Here is a 25,192-nt window from a genome sequence, read left to right as displayed (position 1 = left end):
CACCATATGTGGAGAACTGCAAAAGGGTGGTGGGGAGAGGCGCCGAAAAAAGTAGGCGCCCCGGCCGAGCTGCCGGGTCGGGGGTCTGGCAGCTCAGCCGGGGCTACTCGTATATCTACGCTACTTTCCGCGGCGTTACATCCATCCGCGAATTTTTTTCGGCCGGTGTCACCGGATCGATGTCCGGGCTGGTCGGGCCTACCCTTCGACGATCGCCGTGACGCCCTGACCGCCGGCCGCGCAGATCGAGATCAGTGCGCGACCGCCACCGTTCTCCTTGATCGTCTTGGCCGCCTGGGCGATGATCCGGCCGCCGGTGGCCGCGAACGGGTGTCCCGCCGCGAGCGACGATCCGTGCACGTTGAGCTTGGTGCGGTCGATAGCACCGAGCGCGTTGTCGAGGCCGAGGCGCTCCTTGCAGTACTCGTCGGATTCCCAGGCGGCCAGGGTGGCGAGCACCACCGAGGCGAATGCTTCGTGGATCTCGTAGAAGTCGAAGTCCTGCAGCGTGAGTCCGTTGCGCTCGAGCAGACGCGGCACCGCGTAGGTCGGCGCCATCAGCAGACCGTCGGGACCGTTGACGTAGTCGACGGCCGCGCTCTCGCTGTCCACCAGATAGGCCTGCACCGGCAGGCCCTTGGCGTCGGCCCACTCGTCGCTCGACAACAGCACCGTCGAGGCGCCGTCGGTGAGCGGGGTGGAGTTGCCCGCGGTCATCGTCGCGTCGCCCAGGGACACACCGAACACCGGCTTGAGCTTGGCGAGCTTTTCCGCGGTGGAGTCGCCGCGCAGGTTCTGGTCCCGGGTGAGACCCAGGAACGGCGTGATCAGGTCGTCGAAGAAGCCGCTGTCGTAGGCGGCGGCCATGTTCTGGTGGCTGGCGGCAGCCAGCGCATCCTGATCGGCGCGCTTGATGCCGAATTCCTTGGCGGTGATCGCGGCGTGCTCACCCATCGACATCCCGGTGCGCGGCTCACCGTTGCGGGGGATCTCGATGCCCAGTTTCGGGAGCAGCTTCAGGGCGGCGAGGGCCTGGTCCTTGACGCTGCGGGCCCGGTTGACCTCGAGCATCTGACGACGCATCGACTCCGAGACACCGATCGGCGCATCCGAGGTGGTGTCCACGCCACCGCCGACCGCGACGTCGTAGCGGCCGGACGCGATGCCGTCGCCGACGGCGACGATGGCCTGCAGACCGGTGCCGCACGCCTGCTGGATGTCGAAGGCCGGGGTGTACGGGGAGAGCGCCGAGCCGAGCACGCACTCACGGATGAGGTTGAAGTCACGCGAATGCTTGAGCACCGCGCCACCGGCGACCATGCCGAGCCGCTCGCCCTGCAGGTTGAAGCGGCTCACCAACCCGTCGAGGGCGGTGGTGAACATCTCTTGATTGCTGACCTTTGCGTAGGCCTTGTCCTGGCGGGCGAACGGAATCCGGTTGCCGCCGAGGATCGCGACCGGACGCATGCTGCGGGTCTTGGGTGCTTGAGCCACTTCGATCTCCCAGGGGGTGTAGTTCGGTGTCTATGAGCTATTCTTACTCATGAGTAAGTTAGTTGTCGAACGATGCTCCCATGGGCGTCGTCGCACATACCGCACCGTCTGACCGACCTGCCGAAGAAAACCTGAGGAGATCTCCCGTGGCAGCCACTGGCCTGTACTCGAATTTCGTCCACTCCGCCCCCGGCTCGTTCATCGCCAAGCAGGCGGGCCTGCCGGTCCCGCCGACCCTGCGCCGGTACAAGCCGTCCGAACCCGCCCTGCCGGGACCGGTGCTGCTCGGCGGCGCCGGGCGCGTGGTCGAGCCGCTGCGCGAGATCCTCACCTCGCCCGACTACGACGTGATCCAGAACGCCACCACCGGCCGCAGCGCCGACAAGTACGGCGCCCTCGTCTTCGACGCGACCGGCATCACCTCGCCGGCCGAGCTGCGTGAACTGTTCGAGTTCTTCCAGCCGAACATGCGCTCACTCGCACCGTCGGCGCGTTTCCTGGTCATCGGCACCACACCCGAGCTGGTGAGCGATCCGAACGAGCACATCGCGCAGCGCGCCCTGGAAGGCTTCACCCGCTCCGTGGGCAAAGAACTGCAGAAGGGCGCGACGGTCCAGCTGGTCTACGTCTCCCCCGACGCCAAGACGGGACTGACCGGACTGGAGTCGACAGTCCGCTTCGTGCTCTCCGCGAAGTCGGCGTTCGTCGATGCGCAGGTCATCCGCGTCGGCGCCGACGACGCGAAGGCCCCCGCCGACTGGGACAAGCCGCTGGCCGGCAAGGTCGCCGTGGTGACCGGTGCCGCCCGCGGCATCGGCGCCACCATCGCCGAGGTGCTGGCCCGCGACGGCGCCCACGTGATCGCCGCCGACGTCCCGCAGGCCGGCGAGGCCCTGTCGGAGACCGCGAACAAGATCAAGGGCACCGCGTTCCCGCTCGACGTCACCGCGGAGGATGCCGGCACCAAGCTCGCCGAGCACGCGCTCGAGCGGCACGGCGGCATCGACATCATCGTCAACAACGCGGGCATCACCCGCGACAAGCTGCTCGCCAACATGGACGCATCGCGCTGGGACGCCGTCATCGGGGTCAACCTGATCGCACCGCAGCGGCTGGTCAACGACCTGCTGGAGAAAGGCGCGCTGCGTGCGGGCGGTTCCGTGGTCGACGTCTCGTCCATCGCGGGCATCGCCGGCAACCGCGGCCAGACCAACTACGGCGCGTCCAAGGCGGGCGTGATCGGCCTGGTCGACACATATGCGCCGATCCTGGCGGAGAAGGGCATCACCATCAACGCGGTGGCGCCGGGATTCATCGAGACCAAGATGACCGCGGCCATCCCGGTGGCGACGCGGGAGGCCGGGCGGCTGATGAGCTCGTTGCAGCAGGGCGGCCAGACCGTCGACGTCGCGGAGACCGTGGCGTACTTCGCGAGCCCGGCGTCGAGCGCCATCACCGGCAACGTGGTCCGCGTGTGCGGCCAGGGATTCCTGGGCGCGTGATGGCCAAGACGATCACGCTCCCGAGCGCGCCGGGCACCGCGGAGGTGTACTCCAAGGCCGTCGGCGCCATGCTGCCGGTCATCGGCAAGCCGGCCACCGTGCGGGCCGACGCCACCATCCCCGAGCGGCACTATCGCCTGGAGAACGTCCGGGTGGAGGCCGAGCGACTGCATGCCTACACGCGTGTCACCGGGCAGCGGTTCGGCTCGACGCTCCCGGTCACGTATCCGTTCGTGCTGCAGTTCCCGCTGGCGATGAAGGTCATGACCGACAACGACTTTCCGTTCGGCGCGGTCGGCTCGGTGCATGTCGAGAACAGCATCCACCGGATTCGGCCGATCGGCGTCGGCGAGCCGCTGACCATCGACACGCATGCGGAGAACCTGCGTGAGCACCGCAAGGGTCTGCTGGTCGACATGATCTCGCGGGTCAGCGTCGGTTCGGAACTCGTGACCACCCAGGTGGCGACGTTCCTCAAGCAGCAGCGGACCAGCCTGTCGGACGAACCGCGCGGGCCGGCACCCAAGGAGATCGCGCCGCCGCCCCCGGACGCGGTGCTGTCGGTCGATCTGGGGCGCATCCGCCAGTATGCCGAGGCATCCGGTGACCGCAATCCCATCCACATGGGCAATCTGACGGCCAAGGCCTTCGGCTTCCCGAAGGCCATCGCGCACGGGATGTGGAGTGCTGCAGCGGCAATCGCCAACGTCGAAGCCCAGCTACCCGAAGACGTCACCTACACGGTGCGCTTCGGCAAGCCGATCCTGTTGCCCGCCAAGGTGAATCTCTACACCCGGCGGATCGACGGTGCCGGCGCCGGGAGCGCAGCGAGCGGGCCGCATGTGAGCGGCAACTTCGACCTCTCGATTCTCAACCGGCGCAAGGGGTATCCGCACCTGACCGCGACCACCCGCGGCGCCTGACGCCAACAACACGCAGAACTCCCACAAACACGCAATGCTTTCCGTGTTTGTGGGAGTACTCCGTGTTTCAGGCCGGCCGTCGCGCCTGCCACTTCCGCCAGACGTACCAGCTGACCGCGACGACGACCAGCGCAGCGGTGGCGTAGAGCAGCAGTGTCGCGCCGAACGCGGCGCCGGCGAAGTAGCCGACCAGCAGCACGGTGGTCGCCCAGGTGGTGGCACCGATGACATCGGCGATGCCGAATCGCAGCGGGCGCATCCGGGTCATCCCGGCCACCGGTGGCACGAGGGTGCGCACGTATCCGATCCATCGTCCGGTGGCAACCGCGACCATGCCGTCCCGGTCGATCCGCGCCTCGGCACTCTTCCACCGCTCCTCGCCGAACCGTCGTCCCGCCCGCGATGCCTTCACCCGATGTCCCGAGCTGTGTCCGATCCAGTACCCGGTCGCGTCGCCAGCGATCGCGGCCACGCAGACCGCCACCACGAGGGCGCCGACCGCGGTCGGGCCGACGGCCGCGGCGACGCCGGCGGCCAGCAGCGTGGCTTCGCTGGGCAGGATCAGGCCGAGAATCAGGGTGGAGGTCTCGGCGTAGACGACTCCGCACGCCACCAGGTAGACCGCCCACGACGGCACCGATTCCACCAGCTCGACGAGCCAGTCGGCGATTACGTGCACTGATCGAGGATACTGGGACGGCTGGATCAGCCCGCGACGTCCCTGAACTCCTCGATGATCCCGACCAGTCGCGTCAGCTTGTCCAGATCGACGACCTGGTCGGGTCCCTGCGGCGCGGTGTCGGTGAACGGCGGGTCGTAGAGCCGCCCCGGTTCCATGGAGCCGTTTCGGGTGAGGTGATCCACGATGAGTCCGACGAAGTGGATCTGGTTGGCGGTCGCCTTGGAATCCGCGAGGAACTCGGTGAACCGCTCGCTGACGGCCTGTTGAACGTGAGGTCGAACGCTGGAACGCAGCGAATCCGCCGCCATTCTGATAGGGGCATGCCGTTCTGGACGCCCAATGGAATACGGGTTCATGACGGCCAGTTTGTTCGGCTGCTGCCCGAATCTGATCTGCTCGATACACATGTGCGACACCTCGTTTCGTCAGTGCGGCACTTCACACTCACGACCAGAGCACGCAGTTGGCAGACGCGGTCCGTAGGATGCCAACTTGTGGTGAGCTTCGCGGAATTGCGGAATGCCAAACCGGCATCGTGGACGACCGCAGCTGACGATCTACTGTCGGCGGCCAAGCAGTGTGAGCGCATCAAGGATGACATCCATGACAACGGCGTGAAGCCGCTGACGGAAGACTGGGACGGTGCCGCATTCGGCGCCGCACACGACGCACTCGTTCATGTAGCTGACCGAGCCGAAGTCGCGTCAGTTCTCGCTCGATCGGCAGTCGACCCTCTCGATACTCTCAATCAGGCAGTCCAAATCGCTCAACGAGAACTCGAGAGCGCGATCACTTTCGCTACATCCCGAGGGCTGGTGACCGACCGTGTGACCGGCGCGGTCACAGTGCCACCGACAACAGTTGCTGACCTGACTCTCGGCTTCGCAGCCACGGAAGCAAACGACATGATCACGGCTGCTGTCGCCGCGGCCACAGCAGCCGATAATGAATGTGCCGCGGCGATCGGCCGCACCGTCTCCGCGAACGAAGCACACATGACTCCTGAGGATGCTCAGGAGATACAGCAAAACAACGTGCGCGCCGCGCTGCAAGAAATGAGGGACACGATCCCGAAAGATGCGACCCCTGAAGAAGTGTCGCGGTGGTGGTCCAATCTGGCTCCGAAACAACAGACCAACCTGGAGAAGGCATGCCCCGTAGAAATCTACAGATTGACGGGTATTCCGGATGCAGACAAGCAGCGAATTGACCGCCCCGATCAGGGTTTCAGCTCAACCAAGGCAGTCAAGTGGGCTCTCGAACACAAAGACGACACCTCGATCGATGTGTACGAAAACAACTGTGCGAATTTCGTTTCCAATGCATTGCACGAGGCCGGCCTGCCTTACAAGATCAACCCATGGAAGGGTGCGCGCTACGACTCCGGTGGGTGGGGACAAACTCCGGCCGGAGAGTTGAATCTCCCGTGGGGGGAAGGTTGGGACCACACCAAGAGTTGGGGTTTCGCTCCGGCCCAGAAGGATTTCTTCCTAGACCATGGCGGCGCAACGGTCACACCGGACCAGGCGCGTCCTGGTGACGTCGTGTACTGGGAGTACACCCAGGCAGGGACCACGCCCGACGGCAATACAATGTCACCGGGCCTCGCACATCATGCGGCCATTGTGACGGGAGTCCTTCCCGATGGACAGGTGGTCTATACCCAACACACACCTGGAAACACCGACCTTCCCCTGGATGGCAGACTCCCCGAGGTCGCAATGCACGAGGGGCAGCAGAAGATCGAGATCGTGACACCGAAAAAGACGTGGTGAACCCCGGATCCCCACAGTGAAAGGTAAAAAAGCATGAGCTATGACGACCTGCACATAGCACCCGACCGGGTGAAGACGACAGGCGGCAAACTCTCGTCCATTGCCGGGCAGGCGCTCTCCAGGACAAACACCTACTTCGACTCCCAGGCGACTGCCGCCTCGGACAATCCCGGCTTTGCCACTGGCCCAAAACTGATTGCATACGCAACCGAGTTGCACAATCAGATAAACGGGTTCATCACCGACCTCAGCTGCAACGCAGAGGGCATTATCGGCGCCGCCGAATCATTCGTGAGCGCCGATCCGCAGAACGCCGCTGGATTCAATCGTGAACTTGCAGCGCTCAACGGTCTGACCAAGCCACCGATTCCGGGTCGATGAAGCGCGTCATCATCACTTTGGTCGTCCTTCTGGTATCAGTGGGCGCCTATTTCGGCTACACCACCTACCGCAAGCATCACTACCACAAGCAGGATGCCATCAACAGCTGCCTCACCTCGATTCGAAATGACATCAGCATTGAGCTCAAGGCGAACGACATTGGACAACAACAAATCGCGGTATTGACATCCTCAGCCAGCTTCTCCGACGTCGATGCACACAAGACAATTGTCACCGAAGATGGGCTTGGCATACTTCAGCGCGAGCACAAGTCGAACACCGACGTGCTCGCTGCATGGGAGATCCACGGAACGGTTGCTCTGCCCGGATCGCTGCCGCAGTATGGAAGTCTTGGTTCGACAAACGAATTTGGTTGTAGCGCCATCGTCTTCAAGGATGGTTCGATCACGACGCTGAGTCGTAGTGTCCAGGACGCAAACGAGTAGTCACCGCTGCACGCCCGACGCATGAAGGTCTGCCTCGTCGGCTGGCCGAAATGCGCTGACTCGTATTGATTTCTCACGGCCGTCTTCAGACATCGCTCGCGACGTTCCGCGGAACGCTCAGCAACGCCGGGGCTTGTAACTGCACCTCCTGGTAACACGAAACCTCAATACCCGAGCCCCTCCTCTCAGTCCGGCTCGCTGCGGTGGCACTACCACGACCCGCGGATCGACTTGGACTGCACCGGCGACGGAGTCATCCGACATCGGGCGAACTCAGCCGGTGAAGTAGCCGAGGAGCATGCCGGCACCGAAACCCAGGATCGGGTAGGTGACGAGCATGGACACCTTTCCGGTGAAGTACGTTTTCACGCGACGCCACTCGGTGGGGTTGTGGTCCTGATCCAACGCTCCTCCATCTCTCTGATCTCGAATTCCATGCTGTTCCAATCGCCGTCGGCGGTGGTGGCCGTGAGGATCGAGAGCATGGAGTGCCCCGCGGGCGTCAGGTAGGCGAGTTGCGACCGCCGGACTCGAAGTTCCTCGCCGTCGGCTCGATAGGTACCCTCGTCCACGCTGAGATTCCCGTCGGGCCTTACGCCATGGTTCAGGATCGTGCCACTGTCGAGGGCGCCGATGTCGAAACTGGTGTCGATCTCCGCGAGGTCTATCACGTCGGTCGTGCCGAGATCGAAATACTGGACGGCTACGTTGGGAACAAACCTCAGGGTCGGAGTGGTCGAGCGCAACAGCACTCGACTCGCCATCGCGGCGTGCGCCGACTCGGCATCCAGCTCATACCAGGCGGGCGGAGGCGTGAAGTCCAGGGATTCCGTTGTCGCGCATAGTGTCACCGTGCAGCCGAAGCGGACGATCGCATATTCAGTGGCGGCAATCATGAGTCGTCACGATTCGTTCGTGTCACGGGGAGAGTGCACCGCCGCTGAGTAGACCGACGACGAAGGCGAGGATCGAGGGGCTACAGACCAAAGGAGTGAAAATCATGAAGTTCAAGGTCCCGTCCGACAATGACGACGAGAGTCGTCTCGGCTCCGCCGGCGAGTTTTGTGCACTCCACGATGTTGAGGCTGACCTCGCTTGATGCCGAGCCTTCCGCTTGCCATGATCGGCGTCACGTTGCCGCATCAGTCGAACACCCTTTCACAACCTTGGCCGCATCAGCTCCGGCCTTACTCCCGATGGCGGCACCGATACCGGCACCGATCGCGGTACCGACTGGACCCGCGAAAGACCCGACCACTGCTCCGGCAGCAGCTCCCCCGACCAAACCTCCCGCAAAGGACCCGCCGGCGGCAGCAGCCGCATCTCCGCCATCTCGCTCGCCGCGATCGTTGATCGATCTCCTGATTAAAGGAGAGGTACAAATCTGTCAAATCCGGTGTGGGAACCGCCGGCGAGGTGCTACGCCTGCGACCGGTCCAGCGCGAAGACGATGTCGGTCCGCTTCTCGACAGCCCACCCGGCTTCGGCAACACGTCGCGATCGAACTGCCGGTCGGCCGACGGCTCGGATCCCGGCTACGACGAAGCGGCCAAACTTGTCGGTGGTCGAATGTATGTTCGAATCATGTCCGAAGGAATGCTGCTCGAGCAGTTGCGTGCCGATCAGGATCATTGCGCTGCCGAGTTGATCGAGGTGTTATACCACTGCGCGGCCGTGAGTGCCTCTGCCGACTTCCGAATGTTGCAGGCCATCAGCCTGATTCATGAAGAGCACGAGGAAGATTACCTAACGACGGCGGCAGCCGCGGTCGGTTCGGGTGAGGCCGACCCACAGACCATCTCGGCCACCGCGATGCTCGGCCGTGCCGGCGACGACCCTCGCGGACGCTACGGTCCCAACGGGCTGGAAAAGACGATCGCCGAAGTCGGTGCGGCCCTGACCGTCACACCCGCGCGGGCGCGTGAGTTGATCGTCGCCGGCAGTGTGATGCGCAATCAGTTGCCCTTCGTCGGTGGCATGTTGGCCATCGGACGCATCGACCTGCCGCGGTTCCTGATGGTGGTCAAACGCAGCGAGCTGGTCGACCAGGAGAAGATGGGGTCACTCGACACCGCACTGGTGGGTGAGATCGAGAATCGTGCGCCGATGTCGATGACACGTTTCCTGACGATGCTCGACGCAACGATCGCCCGGACCGATGCTGGTGCCACCCGCAAACGTCGCGAGGTTGTCGCCAAGGATCGGGCGATAACGGTGCGCTCGGATCGGCATACGCCCGGCCAGTCGCGGATGTCGGCAAGCCTACCCGCCGAACACGCTGCTGCCGTCAACGCGAAACTCGACGCGATGGCCGCCGACGTCCACGACGATGACCCGCGTACCAAAGCACAACGACGCCTGGACGGATTCGTGGCCCTGGCCGGCGGACACACGGTGCTCGAATGCCGTTGCCAGGACTGCCTGAGCGGTGCTCCCGACACCGTCGACCCGTTCGACACTGCCGAATCGTTCGAGGCCACCCCGGACGTGCCGTCGCCCACCGACGGCACTGTCGCACAGGCTGATACACCCGACCAGTCCGAGAGGGCCATGGCCTCTCAGTCGGATGTCAGCGATACGTCCTCGGCCCAACCGCGTGACGGCGCACCGCGACCCACATTCCACATCGTCGTGAATTTATCCACACTGCTCGGACGCGACGATGACCCGGCGTTCCTCGACGGGCACGGTGTCATCGACGCCGAGACCGTTCGCAATCTGCTGGCCGAGGCCCACCGGTCCTACGTCCACACCGACCACAGCGACCACAGCGACACCGACGACCACAGACACAAGGACAAGGACAAGGACGATCACTGGCACAATCCTGCTCACGCCCGGCGCGCGAGGGCCGAACGTCGCTACCGGCCGGGCCGCAAGCTGGCCGAACTGATCAGGTGCGGCGAGTTGTGTTGCACCTTCCCCGGATGCAGCAATCCGGTCTGGCGCGCCGACCTCGACCACACAACGCCCCACGGCAAGGCCAGCGGTAAAACCAACCGGCGAAACCTCAAGCCGCTGTGCAGATTCCACCACAGATTCAAAACCTTCGACCCAGGATGGCGCGACTACCAAGACGAGATGGGCACCGTGTTCTTCCAATCACCGGACGGCCACATGTACCTGGGCAACGCCTACACCGGCCGTGACCTTTTCACCAGTCTTGCACCACCAGACCAACCGACCGACCACCCCGCGCGACAACGCATCGATCAGATACGTTCACGCCGTGCAGAATCGGTGAAACGCGCCAGCAAACGTGAAATCGACCGCTGGAACGCGGAGAATCCGCCGCCGTTCTGATGTGGGTGTGACATTCGGCCTGACACCTCGCGAGACAGTTCTGGGTGTCTTGCGGGGGATGGAGCGGTTCACTCCGCGACGGCGTCCGCCGTCCCGACCCCCTTGAGTCCGCGCCAGGTGATGCCGACGAGGAGGTCGGTCGCGGTGTCGAGGTCCACGTCGCCCTCGGTGATCCGGTCGGCGACGGCCTCACCGGCACCGACGAGTGCGACGGCGGTGAGCTCGAAGTCGATGTCGCGGGCGCCCTCGACCGTGGTGCCGGCGCGGATCAGTTCGGTGACCATCTCGGTGACACGAGCCCGACTGTCGGAGACGAAGTGCGAGAAGCTCGCCGTACCGACCGCGACGCGATAGAGCACCTTCCACGACTGGCGGTTCTCGTCGACGTAGCGAAGGAACTCCTTCACGACGGTCCGAGCCTGCTCCCGCTGCCTCAGCGATGGATCGAAACCGACGCTCATCGCCTCGATGAAGCGACCGGACTCGCGCTCGATGCAGGCGCTGAACAGTTCGTCCTTGGAGCCGTAATAGAGGTAGAGCATCGGTTTGCTGATCTCTGCCTCGGCGGCGATCGAGTCCATCGACGCCTCGCGGAAGCCGTTTTCCGAGAAAACCTTGACGGCGGCGTCCAGCATTTGTTGCTCCCGCACCGCGCGGGGCAACCGCTTCGTCCCGCCTGCCATCACACACCTCTTCGCACGCCAACACCGACACCTGAGTGTTCAGAGCTTACCGGATTACTTACCAGCCGGTAAGTTCAGCAGGTGAGAACGCCTTTCGACCGGAGAATCCGCACCACCGAGCGGTCCACCCGGGCCATCGTGAGCCGCTTGGCCGCGACCTCCCGCTGTAGCGAGTCGAGAACGGAGCTCACGTGGTCGGTGGCCAGCCACAACGCGACGTCGGAGCCCGCCTCGATGGCCATCGGCACCGCCTGCTCAATGGGATAACGAGCGCTGATGGCGGCCATGCCGGACAGGTCGTCGGAAAAGACCACGCCGTTGAAGGGCGGTCCGCCGTAGGGCTGCCCGGTCCGCAACATGCCGATCGCCCGGGGGCTGATGCTGGACGGGGTCTCCGGGCCGGTCAGCCCCGGGACGATCAGGTGGCCGACCATCACCGCCGCGTTGCCCGGGTTCTTGAGCAGGGTGCGATACGGCACCAGGTCACTCTTCTCCAGCGACGCGAGCGGCGGCGTCACCACGACGCCGAGATGTGAATCGCCGGAACCGTGCCCATGCCCGGGAAAGTGCTTGTACACCGGGGTGATCCCGGCCGACTGCAGACCGGCGGAGAAGGCCCCCGCGTACTCGGTGACGACGGCCGGGTCATTGCTGAACGACCGGTCACCGATCACCTCGTCGTCGGCCTCGGCACTCACGTCCACGTCCGGCGCGAAGTTCACGGTGACCCCCAGCTGCCGCAACTGCCGGCCCATCGACTGGCCCAGTGCCTGCACCTGGGCGGGGGTCTTGGTCTGCGCGAGTTCGCGGGCCGACGGGCTGTCGATACCCAGCGACGACAACCGCGAGACACGCCCGCCCTCCTGGTCCACCGTGACCATCAGCGGGATCTTGCTGTTCCGCGAGATGCGGCCGGCGGCGCCGCTGGACAGGATCGACATGTCGGTCCAGCTGCCGACAAAGATCCCGCCGACCTGTTCCTTGTTCACGATGGCCTGTGCGTCGGCCGCCCCGGTGACCCCGACGACGATCATCTGCGCAAGCTTCTGCCGCAACGTCATCTTTGCGAGTTCGGCTGTGCCACAAGCTGATACCGGTGCGGCAACGGCGCTCGACGACGGCGACGAGACCGCCGACGAACTGCGCGACGCCGACGTCGCGCTTTCCGCGGAGCCCGGTGACTGCTCCGACGCGCAACCCGCACCGGCCACCACGACGACCGCGACCGTCATCACCGCCAGTACGCCACGCACTCCTCGACCTCGCTGAGATGAGCCCATGCCTCGAGTCTGGCATGTAATCTGGCCCCATGGACCAGGGTGTCCACCAGACGCTGATGATCGCCTACGACGGCTCGCCGAATGCCGATCGCGCGATCCGCTACGCCGCACAATTCCTCCGCGCCGGGACCGCCCACGTGGTGACGGCCTGGCAGCCGGGCGGGATGTCGCCGGCACGTCTGTCCACACTCTCCGGCGGGATGCAGCCCTTCCTCGACACCCAACTCGAGGCCGGCGTCGACCATGCGCTCGAGGAGGAGGCGGAGACCCTCAACAAGAACGGCGTGGAACTGGCCGTGTCGGTCGGGATGGATGCGCACGGATCGCTGGTCGAGGTGGAGTCGACAGTGTGGGCCGCGCTGGTCGCCGCCGCCGATGCCCTCGACGTCGATCTGCTGGTCACCGGAACCCGCGGGGCGTCGGGTCTGAAGGCCCTCTTACGGTCGAGCGTGGCCGAGGCCGTCCTCAAACATTGCCATCGTCCGGTGTTCATCGTGCCCGCCCAGTGTGAGAAGCAACCGCCGGTGACTCTGTAGTGCAGTTTCCGCGCACTCATCAGAGACCTATGTGGTCAATGGTATTTTCGTCGCCATGACCAACAACCGCCTCGTCGCCGGAGCCGTGGCCGGAGTCGCCGGCATCCTGGTGGGACTCGGCGCCGTGTTCCTCGGTGGGTTCCTGTCCACCGAGACGAGCCCGTCGACGGACGTCAACAGCGTCAATCCGAACAGCGGTTTCGTCCAGGGCTCGGTCGACTACGGCACCCGGGGCGATGCCGGGGCCGACAACTGACCTTCGAGGCCTGACCTGACCACCGCGGTCGATCGGTCCGGCCCGGCACGGATCCGCGATCCCGCCCTCGACCGGACGCTGTCGAAGCGGGGAGTCGCCGTCGCCACGGTCTGCGCGCTCGTCGTCTCGTTCCTGCAGTCCCCTGGGCGGATCGCCGCCGACACCAAACTCGACCTCACCGCCGATCCGATCGGCTTCCTGAGCCGCGCCGCGCATCTGTGGACCCCCAACGCACCGATGGGCCAGGTGCAGAACCAGGCCTACGGCTATTTCTTTCCGCACGGCGCATTCTTCGCGCTCGGCGACCTCGCCCACCTCCCGCCCTGGATCGTCCAGCGCACCTGGTGGGCGCTGCTCCTCGTCATCGGTTTCGTCGGCATCGTGCGCCTTGCCGAGGCGCTCCGAGTGGGCTCGCCGGGATCGCGGGTGATCGCCGGACTCATCTTCGTCCTGAGCCCCCGCGTCCTCACCACCATCGGCTCGATCTCGTCGGAGACCCTGCCGATGGTGCTGGCCCCGTGGGTACTGGTGCCGCTGGTCCGTGTCCTCGACCGCGAGCGCGGACCGCTCTGGCGGCCGGCACTTCAGTCGGCCGCCGCGGTCGCACTGATGGGTGCGGTCAACGCGGTCGCGACGCTCGCCGCGCTCGGCGTCGCCGCCGTGTGGTGGCTGCTCCACGCGCCCGTCCTCAGCTCGGTCCCCGCGGCCCGCTGGTGGCGGTTCGGGGCATGGTGGGCCCTCGGAATGGTCATGGCGTGCGCCTGGTGGGTGGTGCCCCTGCTGATCCTGTCGCGGGTGAGCCCGCCGTTCCTCGACTTCATCGAGTCGTCGCGGGTCACCACCGAATGGACCTCATTGACCGAGGTGTTGCGGGGCACCAGCTCGTGGACCCCGTTCGTGTCGCCGGAACGCGTCGCAGGCGCGGTGCTGGTGGACCAGCCGGCCGCCGTGCTGGCGACCGGAGTGCTCGCCGGTGCCGGTCTGGCCGGATTGTGCATGCGGCACATGCCGTTCCGCGGTCGTCTGGTCACCGTGCTGGTGATCGGCCTGCTGCTGATGTGCCTCGGATTCGCCGGCGAACTCGGTTCTCCGATCGCCGAACAGGTCCGCGTTTTCCTCGACGGTGCCGGCGCGCCGTTGCGCAACATCCACAAGTTCGAACCGTTCATCCGTATCCCGCTGGTTCTGGGCACCGCGCATCTGCTCGCCCGCGTGCCGTTGCCCGGCACAGCCTCCCTACGGGAGATGTCGGCGGCCTTCGCGCACCCGCAGCGTTCCCGTCCGGTGGCCGCCGCGATCGTCGTCGCGGTTGCCGCCATCGGTGCGGGCTCGTTGATCTGGACGGGACAGCTGGCGCCTGCCGGCACGTACCGCACGATCCCCGATCACTGGTCGGCGGCGTCGAAGTGGCTGTCCGCACATGGCAGCCCACCGGGCAGCACCGCTCCGGTCCGCAGCCTCGTGGTGCCGGGCGCGCCATTCGCCGACCAACTCTGGGGCCTCACCCGCGACGAACCGATGCAACCCCTCGCCGAGGAGCCATGGGCAGTGCGCGACGCGATTCCGCTCACCCCGCCGGGTGCTATCCGGGCCCTCGACTCGGTGCAGCGCGACATCGCCGACGGCCGGGGCTCACCGGGACTCGCCGCCACCCTCGCCCAACAGGGCATCGGATATGTGGTGCTGCGTGCCGATCTCGATCCGGACACGTCCCGATCCGCACGACCGCTCGTCGCCCAGCAGGCCATCGACAACTCGCCCGGACTGGACCGGGTCGCGACCTTCGGCGCCGACGTCGGCCAGCCGAGCGTACCCGGGGTGGTGCGCGACAACGGTTTACGGCCGCTCTTGCCGGCGATCCAGATCTACGCGGTGCACAGCCCGATGGGATTCCCCGGTACCGGCCCCGTCCTCGTCGATGCGGACGCGGCGCCGCGGGTGGCCGGTGGCCCGGAAGCTCTTGCCGCGATTCAGGAACAGCGCGCCCGCACCGGACTCGCCCCGATGGGTCCGGCAGTCCTCGACGCCGACGCGCGCCGGGCCGGCCTCGCCGGCGGCCGCGGCGTCCTGATCACCGACACGCCCACCGACCGGGAGACCGACTTCGGCCGGGTCGACGACCACAGTTCGGCGATCCGCGCCCGGGGGGACCCGCGGCGCACCCAGAATGCGGCGCCCGACTACCCGGTCGACGGCCAGCCCCTCGTCGAGGGTCAGTGGCTCCTGAACAACCGGCCGGGGCAGGTCCGAGTGTCCACCTCCGGGTCGGCCTCGGATGCAACACAATTGGGACAGACCTCGCCGGCCAACTCGCCTTCGGCGGCATTCGACGGCGATCCCGACACGGCATGGGTGAGCAGTGGCCTCGAATCCGCGGTCGGCCGCTGGATGCGCCTGGACTTCACCGAGCCTCGCTCCGACCTCGCGGTGAACATCACGACGAGCAAGGCCCTCGGCTCCGATGTCAGCGGCATCCTGGTGTCCACCGAGGCGGGCAGTTCCGTCACGCAGGGCGTGGAGCCCGGCAAACCGGTCACCGTCACGGCTCCGAGTGGCCCCACCCGGTGGATGCAGATCCGGGCGATCAGTACGGCAGATGGCCGGGGCGGCAACCAGTTCGCCATCGGCGAGCTCTCATTGGCCAATCTGTCGAGCCACACGCCGCTCACCATCCGGCATCGTGTGGTGCTGCCACCGCCACCCGACGGGACGAAGGTGTCGGGATGGCTGCTCGGCGAGGAACTCGGTGGCCGATCGGCGTGTGTGGCCGACGGCGACTCGCAGCGGTGCGCTCCCGGCCTCGGCCTGAGCCCGGAGACGCCGGGGATCTTCACCCGCTCGTTGTCGGTGCCCGGCCCGACCGAGGTGAACCCAACCGTGGTGCTGCGACCGAAGTCCGGGGACGCGTTGCGTGGGCTGATCTCCGCACCCGGACAGATCACCGCGGACGGACCGACCGGCGTCGACGACCCGCGCGGCAATGCAGGCGCCGCGGTCGACGGGGACGTCGGCACCACGTGGACTGCCCCCGAGACGTCGTCCGACTCCTCGGCGGACAAATCATCCGGGGACAAGAAGCGTGGCGACAAAGCGGAATTGGTGATCCGTCTCCCCCACGCACAGCGCGTCGACCGGCTGCGCATCGTCGCGCCGGAGCGCTACCCCGCCGCCCCACGGCGGGTGAGCGTCGACCTCGGCACCGGGCCCCAGGTCCGCGACGTCGGGCGGGACGGTGTGGTCGAGCTGGACCCGGCGGTCACCGACCGCATCGACCTCACGGTGACCAAGACCGCCGACCTCATCGACGTCAACAATCTCGGGTTCGCCCGGCCCGCGCCCGCCGGGATCAGCGAGGTGCAGATCAGTCCGGCACCGCCGGCACCGCCCGCCGACGATCGGGTCGTCGAGATCGGTTGTGACGCCGGCATAGGTCTCACCGTCTCGGGACAGGTGATCGGGATGTCGGTGCGCACCACGGCGGCGGCATTGCGAGCTGGTGAACCGGTGGTCGCCCGGCCGTGCTCGCCTGCCGCGGTGAAACTCGGTGGCGGCGAACAGGAGTTGTCGGTCAACCCGGGGTCGGCGTTCACCGTCGACCAGGTGTCCATGCCGGTGCGTGGCGCGACCGAGGACGGCGGATCGTCGCCGGTCGTGCCGAAGGTCACCGACTGGTCGTCGACCCACCGCACCGTGCAGGTGGAATCCGGTGCACACCAGCGTGTCCTGGTCGTCCCGGAGAGCACCAACGACGGGTGGCAGGCCAGTCTGGGCGGCCGGTCGCTGAAGCCCGTCGTGATGAACGGCTGGCAGCAGGGCTGGCTGGTCCCGCCCGGCGAGGCGGGCACCGTCACACTGACGTACCGCTTCGACTCGCTGTACCGGTGGTCACTCGGGGTCGGGCTGACACTGGTCGCACTGCTCCTCGCGCTCGCCTGGTGGCCGCGCCGCGGCGCCGAGTCGCCGGACGACCACCCGGCGGACCAAGCGACCCCGGCGTGGGTCACCGCGACCGCGGCCGTGTCCTGGCTGGGCGCGTCGTGGCTGCTCACCGGCTGGTGGGGTCTGGCGGTATCGGTTCTGCTGGGCGGCGTCTCACTCTGGTTGCGCCCGCGGATCGGTGTCGCGGCGGTGTTCGCGGCCATGCTGCTCGCGACCCTGGGCCTGGCGAGCGGGCCATGGCATGCGACGGGCGGCTACCACGGCTTCGACTGGTGGGTTCAGCTACCGGCGTTGATCGCGGTGTCGCTGACGGTCTGGCTGGTCACGCTGGACGGTGAATCCGTGCGGACGCGCCTTGTCTCCCGGCTGCGGAGCCATCGGCGCGCCGGTTCTTCGATGAAGGCGTAGCTCGCGGCCGAGACACCGATGGTCAGCGCCACCGTGATGGTCCACACCAGCAGGAAATCGCCGCCGAACGGGACGATGCCGAAGAGCGGGAACACCACCGCGAGCACGGCGAGATGCCAGATGAAGATCCCGTACGACCAGCGGCCCAGGGCCAGCATCGGCGCAGAGGTCAACAGTCGGAACGGTCCGCGTGACATCACCAGCGGCGCCAGGATCGCCAGCCCGCAGATCGCGCCGAGCACCATCTTCGTGGCGAACTGCAGCGGCGAGAGGTCCCCCAATCCGGTCGGCCCCGCGAGCGGGGTGCAGGCCAGCACGTACGCCACCACCAGGACCGCCGCCATCAGCCGGCGTCGCGCACCGAGTCGTGCCGCGACGCGCATCCACCGCGCCACCGGCCGACGCTCGTGCAACTCGATCGCGCCGACGAGCTCGGCCAGGATCAGCCCGGCGATGAACCACGGCAGGTGGCCGAACACCCAGTTCTTCGGCTCGACACCGGCGGGGACGGGCAACGTCGTGGCCAACCAGGCCCAGCCGAGACTCAGCAGTCCGAGTCCGAACAGCGCCGGAATCCGCAGGCGGACCCGCCCGACGCCGTCGTCGCGCACCCGGAGCCGGACGAGGGCGAAGCCGATCAGCGGGAGCAGCGCATAGAACGCCACCTCCACCGACAGGCTCCACATCTGGGTGAGCCCGGCCGTCAGGGAGAGGGGGACAAAGACCTGGGTCAGCGTGAGGTTGGCCAGCCAGACCGTGAGGTCGGCGTTCTTCGCGTCCGGCAACAGCGACAGGACCAGGATCACCACGACGACATAGGCGGGCCAGATCCGGAGCACCCGATGGGCGAGGTAGCGGCCCACCCCTGGCCGCGGCAGCGTCGTGTTGGCGGCGGCCACCCATGGCCGCCAGAGCAGGAATCCCGAGAGCCCGAAGAACAACGCCACCGCCAGGTCGAGACGGCCGAGAGCCGGCCCGACCACGGGCAACTCCACCGCGCGGGTCTGGAAGGCGACGTGCGTGGTCAGCACCCCGATGGCGGCGAGGGCGCGCATCCCCTCGAGTTGCGGGAAGAAGCGTCGGGTCTCGCCTGCGACGTCGGGAGTGCGGGCGGCTCTGCGGGCGGTGGTGGTCATGCTGGTCAACCAGGGTACCGACCCGCGCCGTCGGATCGGGCGGCCGCGCACGGTCGGCACGAAACTGCGCACGGTCGACGGATGACCGGGCCCGATCGGCGGGTTGGGGTGGCCGGCGGGGCGGCCAGTACGCTCGCCGTTATGTCGTCAGCGGGGGAAACGTCGTCGTCCGAGGGGCCGTCGTCGCCCGAGGGGCCGTCATCACCTGCGCCGAGTCGTCTCTCGACCAAGGACCTGGTGGGACCGGTACTGATCTTCGTCGGCGGATTCCTGCTGGCGGCCGCCATCGCGCTGCCGACGCTGTTCGTCGACAACCTGCGGACCATCCCGCTGAGCACCGACGTCACGACCGTCGCACCGGCCACCTCCCCGGCTCGGGTCCTGGACCGGTGTTCGCTGGCCTCCCCGACGGCGCGCGTCGTCGACGCCGATCTGACCCGGCAGCAGCGCTTCGTGGCGGTGCGCCCCGCCGACGCGGACCGGGTGACGCTGCAGGCCGGGACGTCGGTGCGGGCCGAGCACCTGACGATCGACGGCCGTGAGGTCGATCCGGAGGCCCCGCGTCCGGGCAGCGACGCCACACCGGCGGCGGGCGCGTCGTCGTGCACCGATCCGATCATGGGTGCGGTACGCGACCGCATCACCCTCGACCGGGCCACCGCACTCCCGGACCTGACCGCCGCCGCAGGCCAGCAGGGCAGTTCGGAGATCCAGTACAACAGCAACTCGGCACCGGTCCGCGTGCCCGACCGCGACGGCTACACCTACCTGATGCCGTTCGGGGTGTCCGCCACCGACGCCGACCACACCTTCTTCGACGTGACGACCCGGCGCACCGTGCCCCTGCGCTACACCGGGGACACCACGGTCGCGGGCCACGACGTCGCGCGGTTCGTCGCCGTGGTCCCCGACACCGACCTCCACCAGATCGAGAACGGGGACGCACAGAGCACCCCGCCGACCATCATCACGCGCCCGGCCGGGTGGTTCGGCGTCCCCGGCGTCGATCCGGCCCGCAGTGTGAGTGCGACCCTGCACCACAGTGGCCGCTGGGAACTCGCGGTCGACACCACCACCGGCACCATCGTCGACGCGCACATCTCCGTCGACGAGAGCTACCGCTTCATCGACACCGCACTGCCCGACCGGCGGCTCACCAACATGTCCGCGACTTTCGCCTACGACCACCGGACCCAGCGCAGGCTCACCGAGCACGCCGCCGCACTCGCATCGCCCATCACCGTCTGGGGCCGGGTGGTCCCGCTGTTCGCCGCGATCATCGGTGTCGCGATGATCATCCTCGGGCTGGCCGTCATCAATCCCGCGTGGCGGCCGCGCCGATGGCGTCCGAGTGCGGCCCCGGACGCAGACCCACCAGCGTCGTCGTGACCGCCGCGACCGTCGCCGTGACGGCCGCGGTCACCGCCAGCGCGACGATGCCGTGTACGACGGTCAGGATCACCACGACCTCGGCACCCACCGACACCCACGTCACCAGGGAGATCGCGGTGGCCTGCCGGGCGATCGCCGACAGCAGCGCGACCTGGAGCACGGCGAGTACCGAGCCCGTGTACGCGAACAGCCACAGCACGCCCACCAGCGGCTGATACTCGGGCCGGACGACGATGGGCACCAGCGGACCGGCGGCCGCCGCGCCGGCGGTGAGTACCACGCCGATCGCCGCCACCACCATCACCGCATGGCCCAAGGACCGCCGCGAGATGGCCGGATCGGCCAGGCGCGGATAGAAGACCACGCCGACGGCCTGCGGCAGCCAGAACGCGACCTTGGTCGCGATCGCCCCCAGCGCATAGATCCCCGCATCGTCGGCCGACAGCACGGTGCGCGAGAGGAGCAGATCGGCCGACGCCGCGACGATCAGCACCAGTTGCACCCCCGAAGCCCGGACGACGTCGAGCAGATCGAGTCCGTCCGGGACCGCCGAACCCACCGTCGGTCGCGCCCGACCCGTCGACCGCACCACCCAGGTCACCAGGACAGCACCGACCGCGGCGCCGAGCGCGCCGGCCGCCAGCGCACCGGTCGGTCCGGCACCGACGGCCAGCACCGCGATCACCGGCACCGTGCGCAGCACCCCGACCGCGGCGAGCACCCAGGCGAGCAGCCGGAACTGTCCCCGCCCCTGCAGCACTCCCTGGCCTGCCCCGATCACCGCCAGCATCGGTGCCGCGGACAACGCGGCCAGCGCCGCATCCACCCCCATCGACGCGAACCAGGCCATCAGCGGGGCGGCCGCACCGACCAGCACGATCACCACGCCCACGGTCAGCAGCGAGACGCGGCGGATCCGGGCCGGATCGGCGTGCTGCACGACAGCCCGGGCGACCACGGCCTGTAATGCCAGGGCCGCCACCCCGAGTACCAGCATCGCCGAGAGCCCGACCGCGAACTCCCCGTACTCGGCGGTGCTCAGCCACCAGCGGCTCGCGGTGAGGTGGATCAGGTAGGCACAGACGTTCGCGACCATCGATCCTGCGGCCACCCAGCCGAGGGCGCCGGCCAGCGCGCCGCGGTCGGTTCGCTCCACCATGGCGTCAAGTGTGCATGTCGGATGCGTCGCGGAGCCGGAAGGGGCGCTTTGCACCCGACGACGCCGATAGGCAACGATGGTGGGGACAGTGAGCCCCATCCGAACGTGAGAAAGCCCGATGTACGACCAGAACACGACCGACGACGTGGCCGACGGGCCGGCCGGATTCCGCATCGATCCGGTACTCGCGCGCAGCTGGCTGCTGGTCAACGGGTCGCAGGCCGGCCGATTCGAGCCCGCCGTGCAGTCCCGTGCCGACATCGTGGTGCTCGACATCGAGGACGCCGTCGCACCGAAGGACAAGATCGCCGCGCGCGACAACGTGATCCGGTGGATGGCCGACGGCCACTCCGACTGGGTTCGCGTCAACGGCTTCGGGACACCCTGGTGGGCCGACGATCTGGCGGCCCTGGCGACGACGTCGGTGGGCGGCGTGATGCTTGCGATGGTGGAGTCGGTCGACCATGTCAGTGAGACGGCCAAGCGACTTCCCGACGTCCCGATCGTCGCTCTCGTCGAGACCGCCCGCGGCCTCGAGCGGATCAGCGAGATCGCCTCCGCCAAGGGCACCTTCCGACTCGCCTTCGGCATCGGCGACTTCCGACGCGACACCGGATTCGGCGACAACCCGGCCACCCTCGCCTATGCCCGGTCGCGATTCACCATCGCCGCCAAGGCCGCCCACCTGCCGAGCGCGATCGACGGGCCGACCGTCGGTTCGAGCGCACTGAAACTGTCCGAGGCAACCGCGGTCAGCGCCGAATTCGGGATGACCGGCAAGATCTGCCTGACCCCGGACCAATGCCATCCGGTGAACGAGGGTCTGTCCCCGTCACACGACGAGATCAGTTGGGCGAAGGAGTTCTTCGCCGAGTTCGAGCGCGACGGCGGCGAGATCCGCAACGGCTCCGACCTCCCCCGCATCGCACGTGCCACCAAGATCCTCGATCTGGCCCGCGCGTACGGGATCGGATCGACCACCGTCTACGCGGACGACCCGGATCACGTGCCGGCGCCGTCGGACACCTACCACTACTGAGCAAGCGACGCCGAGCATCGCCGCCCCCACAGACCGAGAAGAGATGACCTCCCCGCGGCATCTGTTGCCCACCCTCTATCTCGTCTCCGCCGCACTGTCGGCACTCGTCCTGGGCCCCGTCCTGCGCTCCGGGCATCTGCTCTACCGCGACGCGGTCTCCACGCCCCGCTCGTTCGTCACCGATCCCGCCCTCGGCCTCGGCGACGTGGCCGCGCGCGCCGTGCCGCAGGACTGGGTGGTCGCGACGCTCAGCGGCCTCGTCGACGGCGGCGCGGTGGTCACCGCGATCACCTTCGCGGCGCTGACCCTCGCCGGGGTCGGCTACGGACGGATGGCGATCCGGCTCGTGCCATCAGCCGGCCGCAGCGGCGCGGTGGCCGCCGCGCTCGTCGCGATCTGGAATCCCTATGTGGCCGAACGTCTTCTGCAGGGACACTGGAGTCTGATGGTGTCGTACGCGGCGCTCGGCTGGATCGTCGTCGGGGCGGTCGAGGTCATGCGCAGGCCCGGGTGGCCCGGCTGGGTGCAGCTCGCCGCCGCCACGGCGTGCGCCGGTTTCACACCCACCGGCTCGATCCTGGCGGCCATCCTGCTCCTCGTGGTCCTCATGCTCCCGCTGGTCCGCGCACGGCGGTGGCGCCAGATCGGAACCCTGTGCGGGATCTGGCTTCTCGGTGCTCTCCCGTGGCTCACCGCGACCCTCGTCGGGACCGCCCCGGCGACCACCGGCTCCGACGGTTTCACCGTGTTCGGCGCGCGTGCCGAGTCGGGTCTGGGCACGCTCGGCACGGTGATCGGACTCGGTGGCATCTGGAATGCCGACGCGGTGCCGGCGAGCCGGACCATCTGGTGGGCGGCGGTGGCGACCCTGTTGCTGCTGATCGTGGTCGCCGTCGGCGGCCGATGGCTCTGGACGCACCGGGAACGCCGCGACCGACTGGTCGGAACCCTCGCCGTGCTGGCCGGGGTGACCGCACTCGCCGTGACCGTCGCCGCCGTCGGCCCGGTGGCCGCCGGGTTGTCGCGGCTGGCCGCGGACGTTCCCGGCGTCGGGTTGTTCCGGGATACCCAGAAATATCTTGCGCTGATGGTGCCGTTCTTCGCAGTGGCCGCGGCGGCCGCGGTGCTCGCCGTCCGACGGTGGGTGCCCGCAGGTTTCGCACTCGCGGCGACGGCGTTGCTGATCGCCGCGCCGCTCCCGGATCTCGCCTGGGGGGTGGGCGGGCAGATCCGTACCATCACCTATCCGTCGGACTGGGCCACCGTGGCGCGCATCGTCCCGGCCGACCGCGGCGCCGTCGCGGTGTGGCCCACCGGCGCGGTGCGCCGGTACGCGTTCACCGACGTCCCGTCGCTCGACCCGCTGCCGCGGATGGTGCGCGCGCCGGTCACCGATTCGGGGTTGCTCACCGTCGACGGGGTCGTGGTGGACCCGGCATCCGGGCGTGGTGCCGACGTGGACGCGGTCCTCCACGACGGCGGGTCGCCGTCGTCGCTGGCCGCCCTGGGCGTCGGCTGGGTGGTGGTGGAGAACGACGCACCGCCGAGCACGCTCGCCGACGAGGCGACCGCGGTGTTCCGCGGCACGGACCTGACGCTCTATCGCATCGACGATCCGGCCGCCGGGGCGGACGCGTCTGCGACGTCACGCGCAGTGGTGATCAGTGCACATCTGCTCTGGTCGGCGACGGTGCTGCTCGGCGCATGCGCCGCGATGTGGGCAGCACGTCGTCGAACACCTCGATGAAACCGTCCGCGGTCGCTGACCACGAGTAGCCCTCCGCCTTGAGTTGGGCGTTGTCGCCGAGCCGGGCCGCCTCGTCCGGGTTGTCGATGAGTTTCCTGGTGGCACTGACGAGTTCGTCGACTCCGTCCACCAGGAGGCCGGTCTCGCCGTGTTCGACCGACTCGACCAGCCCGACCGAACTCCGATAGCCGATGGTCGGCACCCGATGCTGCGCGGCCTCGATCACGGCGAGGCCCCACCCTTCCTTGCGGGAGGGCATGAGGTGCACATTCGCCTGGGCCAGCAGCTCGTGTTTGCGGTCCTCGCTGACGTGACCGTGGAAGGTCACGTGCTCGTCGACACCCAGTTCGGTTGCACATCTGCGTAATTGGTCCGACCACCACCCACCGCCGATCACGTCGAGGTGGACCTCCGGACGCGAGTGCGCCAGCTCGGCGACCACCGCGAGGGCGTCCTCGACCTGCTTGTGCGGCACGAGACGCGACAACACGCAGAGACGGGTGGCCGCCTCTGCGGCATGCGACGCATCCGCGGACGGTCCGGACAGTGGGTCGATTCCGTTGCGGATCACGGTGATCCGGCTCTCGTCGACGCCGAGGGAGGCGAGCTCCGCAGCCGACGGGCCGGAGACCGTGACATACCGGTTCCGGCGGTGCACGCGCGGCGAGACCGACGACTCGAGGAACCAGCCGAGCCGACCGAGCAACCGGCCGGCCACCGGCCACTGCTCGCGATGGCAGTGGTGCACCAGGACGACGGTCGGCGCCCGCGACACGAGCGCGGAGAAGAACGGGATGCCGTTCTGGGTGTCCACCACGACGTCGGGGGCGATCCGGCCCAGCCGACCGCGACCGAACGTGCCCGCCACGATCGTCGCGAGAGCTCGCGGATAGACCGACAGGCGACCGCCGGCACGCAGGATGCGGACACCGTCACGAACATCTTCGGTCGCCGCGCCGTCGTAGGCGGCGGTGAGGAGGGTGACCCGCATACCCCGGGCCACCAGCTCGGCGCCGACGCGTTCGAGATAGCGCTCACTGCCGCCACCTTGCGGGTGGGCGGTGTCGCGCCAGCACAGAAGCAGGACATGAGTGGGATCGGTCATCGCAGA

General features: G+C 67.7%; 20 protein-coding genes and 1 pseudogene. 12 read left to right on the top strand and 9 right to left on the bottom strand.

The window, feature by feature from the left end; genetic code table 11:
- Positions 1 to 198: 198 nt before the first annotated feature.
- Positions 199 to 1,494 carry an acetyl-CoA C-acetyltransferase gene (locus ACLQ3I_RS15275; RefSeq protein ID WP_425790302.1) on the bottom strand — a complete coding sequence of 432 codons (1,296 nt, stop codon included), beginning with the start codon at positions 1,492 to 1,494 and terminating at the stop codon, positions 199 to 201.
- Between the two features lie 146 nt (positions 1,495 to 1,640).
- Here ACLQ3I_RS15275 and ACLQ3I_RS15270 point away from each other — a divergent pair, with 146 nt between their 5' ends.
- Together ACLQ3I_RS15270 and ACLQ3I_RS15265 are read left to right on the top strand one after the other, a co-directional pair.
- Positions 1,641 to 2,996: a 3-oxoacyl-ACP reductase gene (locus ACLQ3I_RS15270; RefSeq protein ID WP_425802932.1), complete on the top strand. Its 1,356-nt coding sequence runs from the start codon at positions 1,641 to 1,643 to the stop codon at positions 2,994 to 2,996.
- A complete protein-coding gene (locus tag ACLQ3I_RS15265; protein WP_425802929.1) occupies positions 2,996 to 3,919 on the top strand; it encodes a MaoC/PaaZ C-terminal domain-containing protein in 924 nt (307 codons plus the stop codon). The genes ACLQ3I_RS15270 and ACLQ3I_RS15265 overlap by 1 nt, the downstream gene beginning before the upstream one ends.
- Before the next feature lie 67 nt (positions 3,920 to 3,986).
- Here the strand turns inward: ACLQ3I_RS15265 and ACLQ3I_RS15260 are convergent, their stop codons facing one another.
- Positions 3,987 to 4,598, bottom strand: a complete 612-nt coding sequence (locus ACLQ3I_RS15260) for a DedA family protein (protein WP_425802926.1) — start codon at positions 4,596 to 4,598, stop codon at positions 3,987 to 3,989.
- A gap of 26 nt (positions 4,599 to 4,624) precedes the next feature.
- The gene (locus ACLQ3I_RS15255; RefSeq protein WP_425802923.1) at positions 4,625 to 5,008 is read right to left on the bottom strand and encodes a type I restriction-modification enzyme R subunit C-terminal domain-containing protein; all 384 of its coding nucleotides are present in this window, start codon (positions 5,006 to 5,008) and stop codon (positions 4,625 to 4,627) included.
- Between the two features lie 90 nt (positions 5,009 to 5,098).
- On the opposite strand from ACLQ3I_RS15255, the gene ACLQ3I_RS15250 reads away from it, so the two are divergent.
- The 3 genes from ACLQ3I_RS15250 to ACLQ3I_RS15240 are packed head-to-tail and all read left to right on the top strand — an operon-like array spanning position 5,099 to position 7,203.
- On the top strand, positions 5,099 to 6,376 hold the full coding sequence (locus ACLQ3I_RS15250; RefSeq protein ID WP_425802920.1) for an amidase domain-containing protein: 1,278 nt from the start codon (positions 5,099 to 5,101) through the stop codon (positions 6,374 to 6,376).
- A 33-nt stretch (positions 6,377 to 6,409) separates the two neighbouring features.
- Positions 6,410 to 6,757: a hypothetical protein gene (locus ACLQ3I_RS15245; RefSeq protein ID WP_425802917.1), complete on the top strand. Its 348-nt coding sequence runs from the start codon at positions 6,410 to 6,412 to the stop codon at positions 6,755 to 6,757.
- Complete coding sequence (locus tag ACLQ3I_RS15240) at positions 6,754 to 7,203, top strand: hypothetical protein (RefSeq protein ID WP_425802915.1); 450 nt, start codon at positions 6,754 to 6,756, stop codon at positions 7,201 to 7,203. Before ACLQ3I_RS15245 ends, ACLQ3I_RS15240 begins: the two co-directional genes overlap by 4 nt.
- A 365-nt stretch (positions 7,204 to 7,568) precedes the next feature.
- Here ACLQ3I_RS15240 and ACLQ3I_RS15235 read toward each other — a convergent pair whose 3' ends face one another.
- A complete protein-coding gene (locus ACLQ3I_RS15235; protein WP_425802912.1) occupies positions 7,569 to 8,099 on the bottom strand; it encodes an acetyltransferase in 531 nt (176 codons plus the stop codon).
- Positions 8,100 to 8,787: 688 nt separating this feature from the next.
- Between ACLQ3I_RS15235 and ACLQ3I_RS15230 the strand changes: the two genes are divergently transcribed.
- Positions 8,788 to 10,506, top strand: a complete 1,719-nt coding sequence (locus ACLQ3I_RS15230) for a DUF222 domain-containing protein (protein WP_425802909.1) — start codon at positions 8,788 to 8,790, stop codon at positions 10,504 to 10,506.
- A gap of 68 nt (positions 10,507 to 10,574) precedes the next feature.
- Here ACLQ3I_RS15230 and ACLQ3I_RS15225 read toward each other — a convergent pair whose 3' ends face one another.
- Both ACLQ3I_RS15225 and ACLQ3I_RS15220 read right to left on the bottom strand, forming a co-directional pair.
- Entirely contained in the window at positions 10,575 to 11,189 is a 615-nt protein-coding gene (locus ACLQ3I_RS15225; protein WP_425790328.1) for a TetR/AcrR family transcriptional regulator, read from the bottom strand.
- A 74-nt stretch (positions 11,190 to 11,263) separates the two neighbouring features.
- A complete protein-coding gene (locus ACLQ3I_RS15220) occupies positions 11,264 to 12,469 on the bottom strand; it encodes a glycoside hydrolase family 3 N-terminal domain-containing protein (protein ID WP_425802907.1) in 1,206 nt (401 codons plus the stop codon).
- Between the two features lie 29 nt (positions 12,470 to 12,498).
- Between ACLQ3I_RS15220 and ACLQ3I_RS15215 the strand changes: the two genes are divergently transcribed.
- From ACLQ3I_RS15215 to ACLQ3I_RS15205, 3 genes and pseudogenes are all read left to right on the top strand, one after another.
- Positions 12,499 to 13,005 carry a universal stress protein gene (locus ACLQ3I_RS15215; protein ID WP_425802904.1) on the top strand — a complete coding sequence of 169 codons (507 nt, stop codon included), beginning with the start codon at positions 12,499 to 12,501 and terminating at the stop codon, positions 13,003 to 13,005.
- 55 nt (positions 13,006 to 13,060) lie between these two features.
- Positions 13,061 to 13,261, top strand: a complete 201-nt coding sequence (locus ACLQ3I_RS15210; RefSeq protein WP_161060666.1) for a DUF2613 domain-containing protein — start codon at positions 13,061 to 13,063, stop codon at positions 13,259 to 13,261.
- Positions 13,262 to 13,276: 15 nt separating this feature from the next.
- Positions 13,277 to 16,639, top strand: a pseudogene (locus ACLQ3I_RS15205) (DUF3367 domain-containing protein); the annotation flags it as partial.
- 839 nt (positions 16,640 to 17,478) lie between these two features.
- Here ACLQ3I_RS15205 and ACLQ3I_RS15200 read toward each other — a convergent pair.
- Entirely contained in the window at positions 17,479 to 18,744 is a 1,266-nt protein-coding gene (locus ACLQ3I_RS15200; protein ID WP_425790336.1) for an acyltransferase family protein, read from the bottom strand.
- Between the two features lie 141 nt (positions 18,745 to 18,885).
- On the opposite strand from ACLQ3I_RS15200, the gene ACLQ3I_RS15195 reads away from it, so the two are divergent.
- Positions 18,886 to 20,133, top strand: a complete 1,248-nt coding sequence (locus tag ACLQ3I_RS15195) for a DUF3068 domain-containing protein (protein WP_425802902.1) — start codon at positions 18,886 to 18,888, stop codon at positions 20,131 to 20,133.
- On the opposite strand, the gene ACLQ3I_RS15190 is transcribed toward ACLQ3I_RS15195, so the two are convergent.
- Positions 20,060 to 21,295, bottom strand: coding sequence for a polysaccharide biosynthesis protein (locus tag ACLQ3I_RS15190; protein WP_425802900.1), 1,236 nt, complete (start codon positions 21,293 to 21,295; stop codon positions 20,060 to 20,062). The two genes, ACLQ3I_RS15195 and ACLQ3I_RS15190, sit on opposite strands and share 74 nt — an antisense overlap.
- A 118-nt stretch (positions 21,296 to 21,413) precedes the next feature.
- Between ACLQ3I_RS15190 and ACLQ3I_RS15185 the strand changes: the two genes are divergently transcribed.
- Both ACLQ3I_RS15185 and ACLQ3I_RS15180 read left to right on the top strand, forming a co-directional pair.
- A complete protein-coding gene (locus ACLQ3I_RS15185; RefSeq protein WP_425790341.1) occupies positions 21,414 to 22,334 on the top strand; it encodes an HpcH/HpaI aldolase/citrate lyase family protein in 921 nt (306 codons plus the stop codon).
- A gap of 43 nt (positions 22,335 to 22,377) precedes the next feature.
- Positions 22,378 to 24,081, top strand: coding sequence for a hypothetical protein (locus tag ACLQ3I_RS15180; RefSeq protein ID WP_425802898.1), 1,704 nt, complete (start codon positions 22,378 to 22,380; stop codon positions 24,079 to 24,081).
- Here ACLQ3I_RS15180 and ACLQ3I_RS15175 read toward each other — a convergent pair.
- Positions 23,996 to 25,186, bottom strand: a complete 1,191-nt coding sequence (locus ACLQ3I_RS15175) for a glycosyltransferase family 4 protein (protein ID WP_425790345.1) — start codon at positions 25,184 to 25,186, stop codon at positions 23,996 to 23,998. The genes ACLQ3I_RS15180 and ACLQ3I_RS15175 overlap by 86 nt on opposite strands.
- Positions 25,187 to 25,192: the final 6 nt, after the last annotated feature.

It is taken from the genome of Gordonia sp. DT101, assembly GCF_049844895.1.
Taxonomy (GTDB): Bacteria; Actinomycetota; Actinomycetes; order Mycobacteriales; family Mycobacteriaceae; genus Gordonia.
Note: the sequence above shows the minus strand (reverse complement) of the source record. Positions and strands in the feature narration are given on the sequence as shown.

Coding starts and splice junctions, on each gene's coding strand:
- ACLQ3I_RS15195 (WP_425802902.1), top strand. CDS start 18,886: ATGTCGTCAGCGGGGGAAACGTCGTCGTCCGAGGGGCCGTCGTCGCCC.
- ACLQ3I_RS15235 (WP_425802912.1), bottom strand. CDS start 8,099: ATGATTGCCGCCACTGAATATGCGATCGTCCGCTTCGGCTGCACGGTG.
- ACLQ3I_RS15215 (WP_425802904.1), top strand. CDS start 12,499: ATGGACCAGGGTGTCCACCAGACGCTGATGATCGCCTACGACGGCTCG.
- ACLQ3I_RS15230 (WP_425802909.1), top strand. CDS start 8,788: ATGTCCGAAGGAATGCTGCTCGAGCAGTTGCGTGCCGATCAGGATCAT.
- ACLQ3I_RS15220 (WP_425802907.1), bottom strand. CDS start 12,469: ATGGGCTCATCTCAGCGAGGTCGAGGAGTGCGTGGCGTACTGGCGGTG.
- ACLQ3I_RS15265 (WP_425802929.1), top strand. CDS start 2,996: ATGGCCAAGACGATCACGCTCCCGAGCGCGCCGGGCACCGCGGAGGTG.
- ACLQ3I_RS15225 (WP_425790328.1), bottom strand. CDS start 11,189: ATGGCAGGCGGGACGAAGCGGTTGCCCCGCGCGGTGCGGGAGCAACAA.
- ACLQ3I_RS15190 (WP_425802900.1), bottom strand. CDS start 21,295: ATGGTGGAGCGAACCGACCGCGGCGCGCTGGCCGGCGCCCTCGGCTGG.
- ACLQ3I_RS15255 (WP_425802923.1), bottom strand. CDS start 5,008: ATGTGTATCGAGCAGATCAGATTCGGGCAGCAGCCGAACAAACTGGCC.
- ACLQ3I_RS15210 (WP_161060666.1), top strand. CDS start 13,061: ATGACCAACAACCGCCTCGTCGCCGGAGCCGTGGCCGGAGTCGCCGGC.
- ACLQ3I_RS15200 (WP_425790336.1), bottom strand. CDS start 18,744: ATGACCACCACCGCCCGCAGAGCCGCCCGCACTCCCGACGTCGCAGGC.
- ACLQ3I_RS15180 (WP_425802898.1), top strand. CDS start 22,378: ATGACCTCCCCGCGGCATCTGTTGCCCACCCTCTATCTCGTCTCCGCC.
- ACLQ3I_RS15175 (WP_425790345.1), bottom strand. CDS start 25,186: ATGACCGATCCCACTCATGTCCTGCTTCTGTGCTGGCGCGACACCGCC.
- ACLQ3I_RS15240 (WP_425802915.1), top strand. CDS start 6,754: ATGAAGCGCGTCATCATCACTTTGGTCGTCCTTCTGGTATCAGTGGGC.
- ACLQ3I_RS15245 (WP_425802917.1), top strand. CDS start 6,410: ATGAGCTATGACGACCTGCACATAGCACCCGACCGGGTGAAGACGACA.
- ACLQ3I_RS15185 (WP_425790341.1), top strand. CDS start 21,414: ATGTACGACCAGAACACGACCGACGACGTGGCCGACGGGCCGGCCGGA.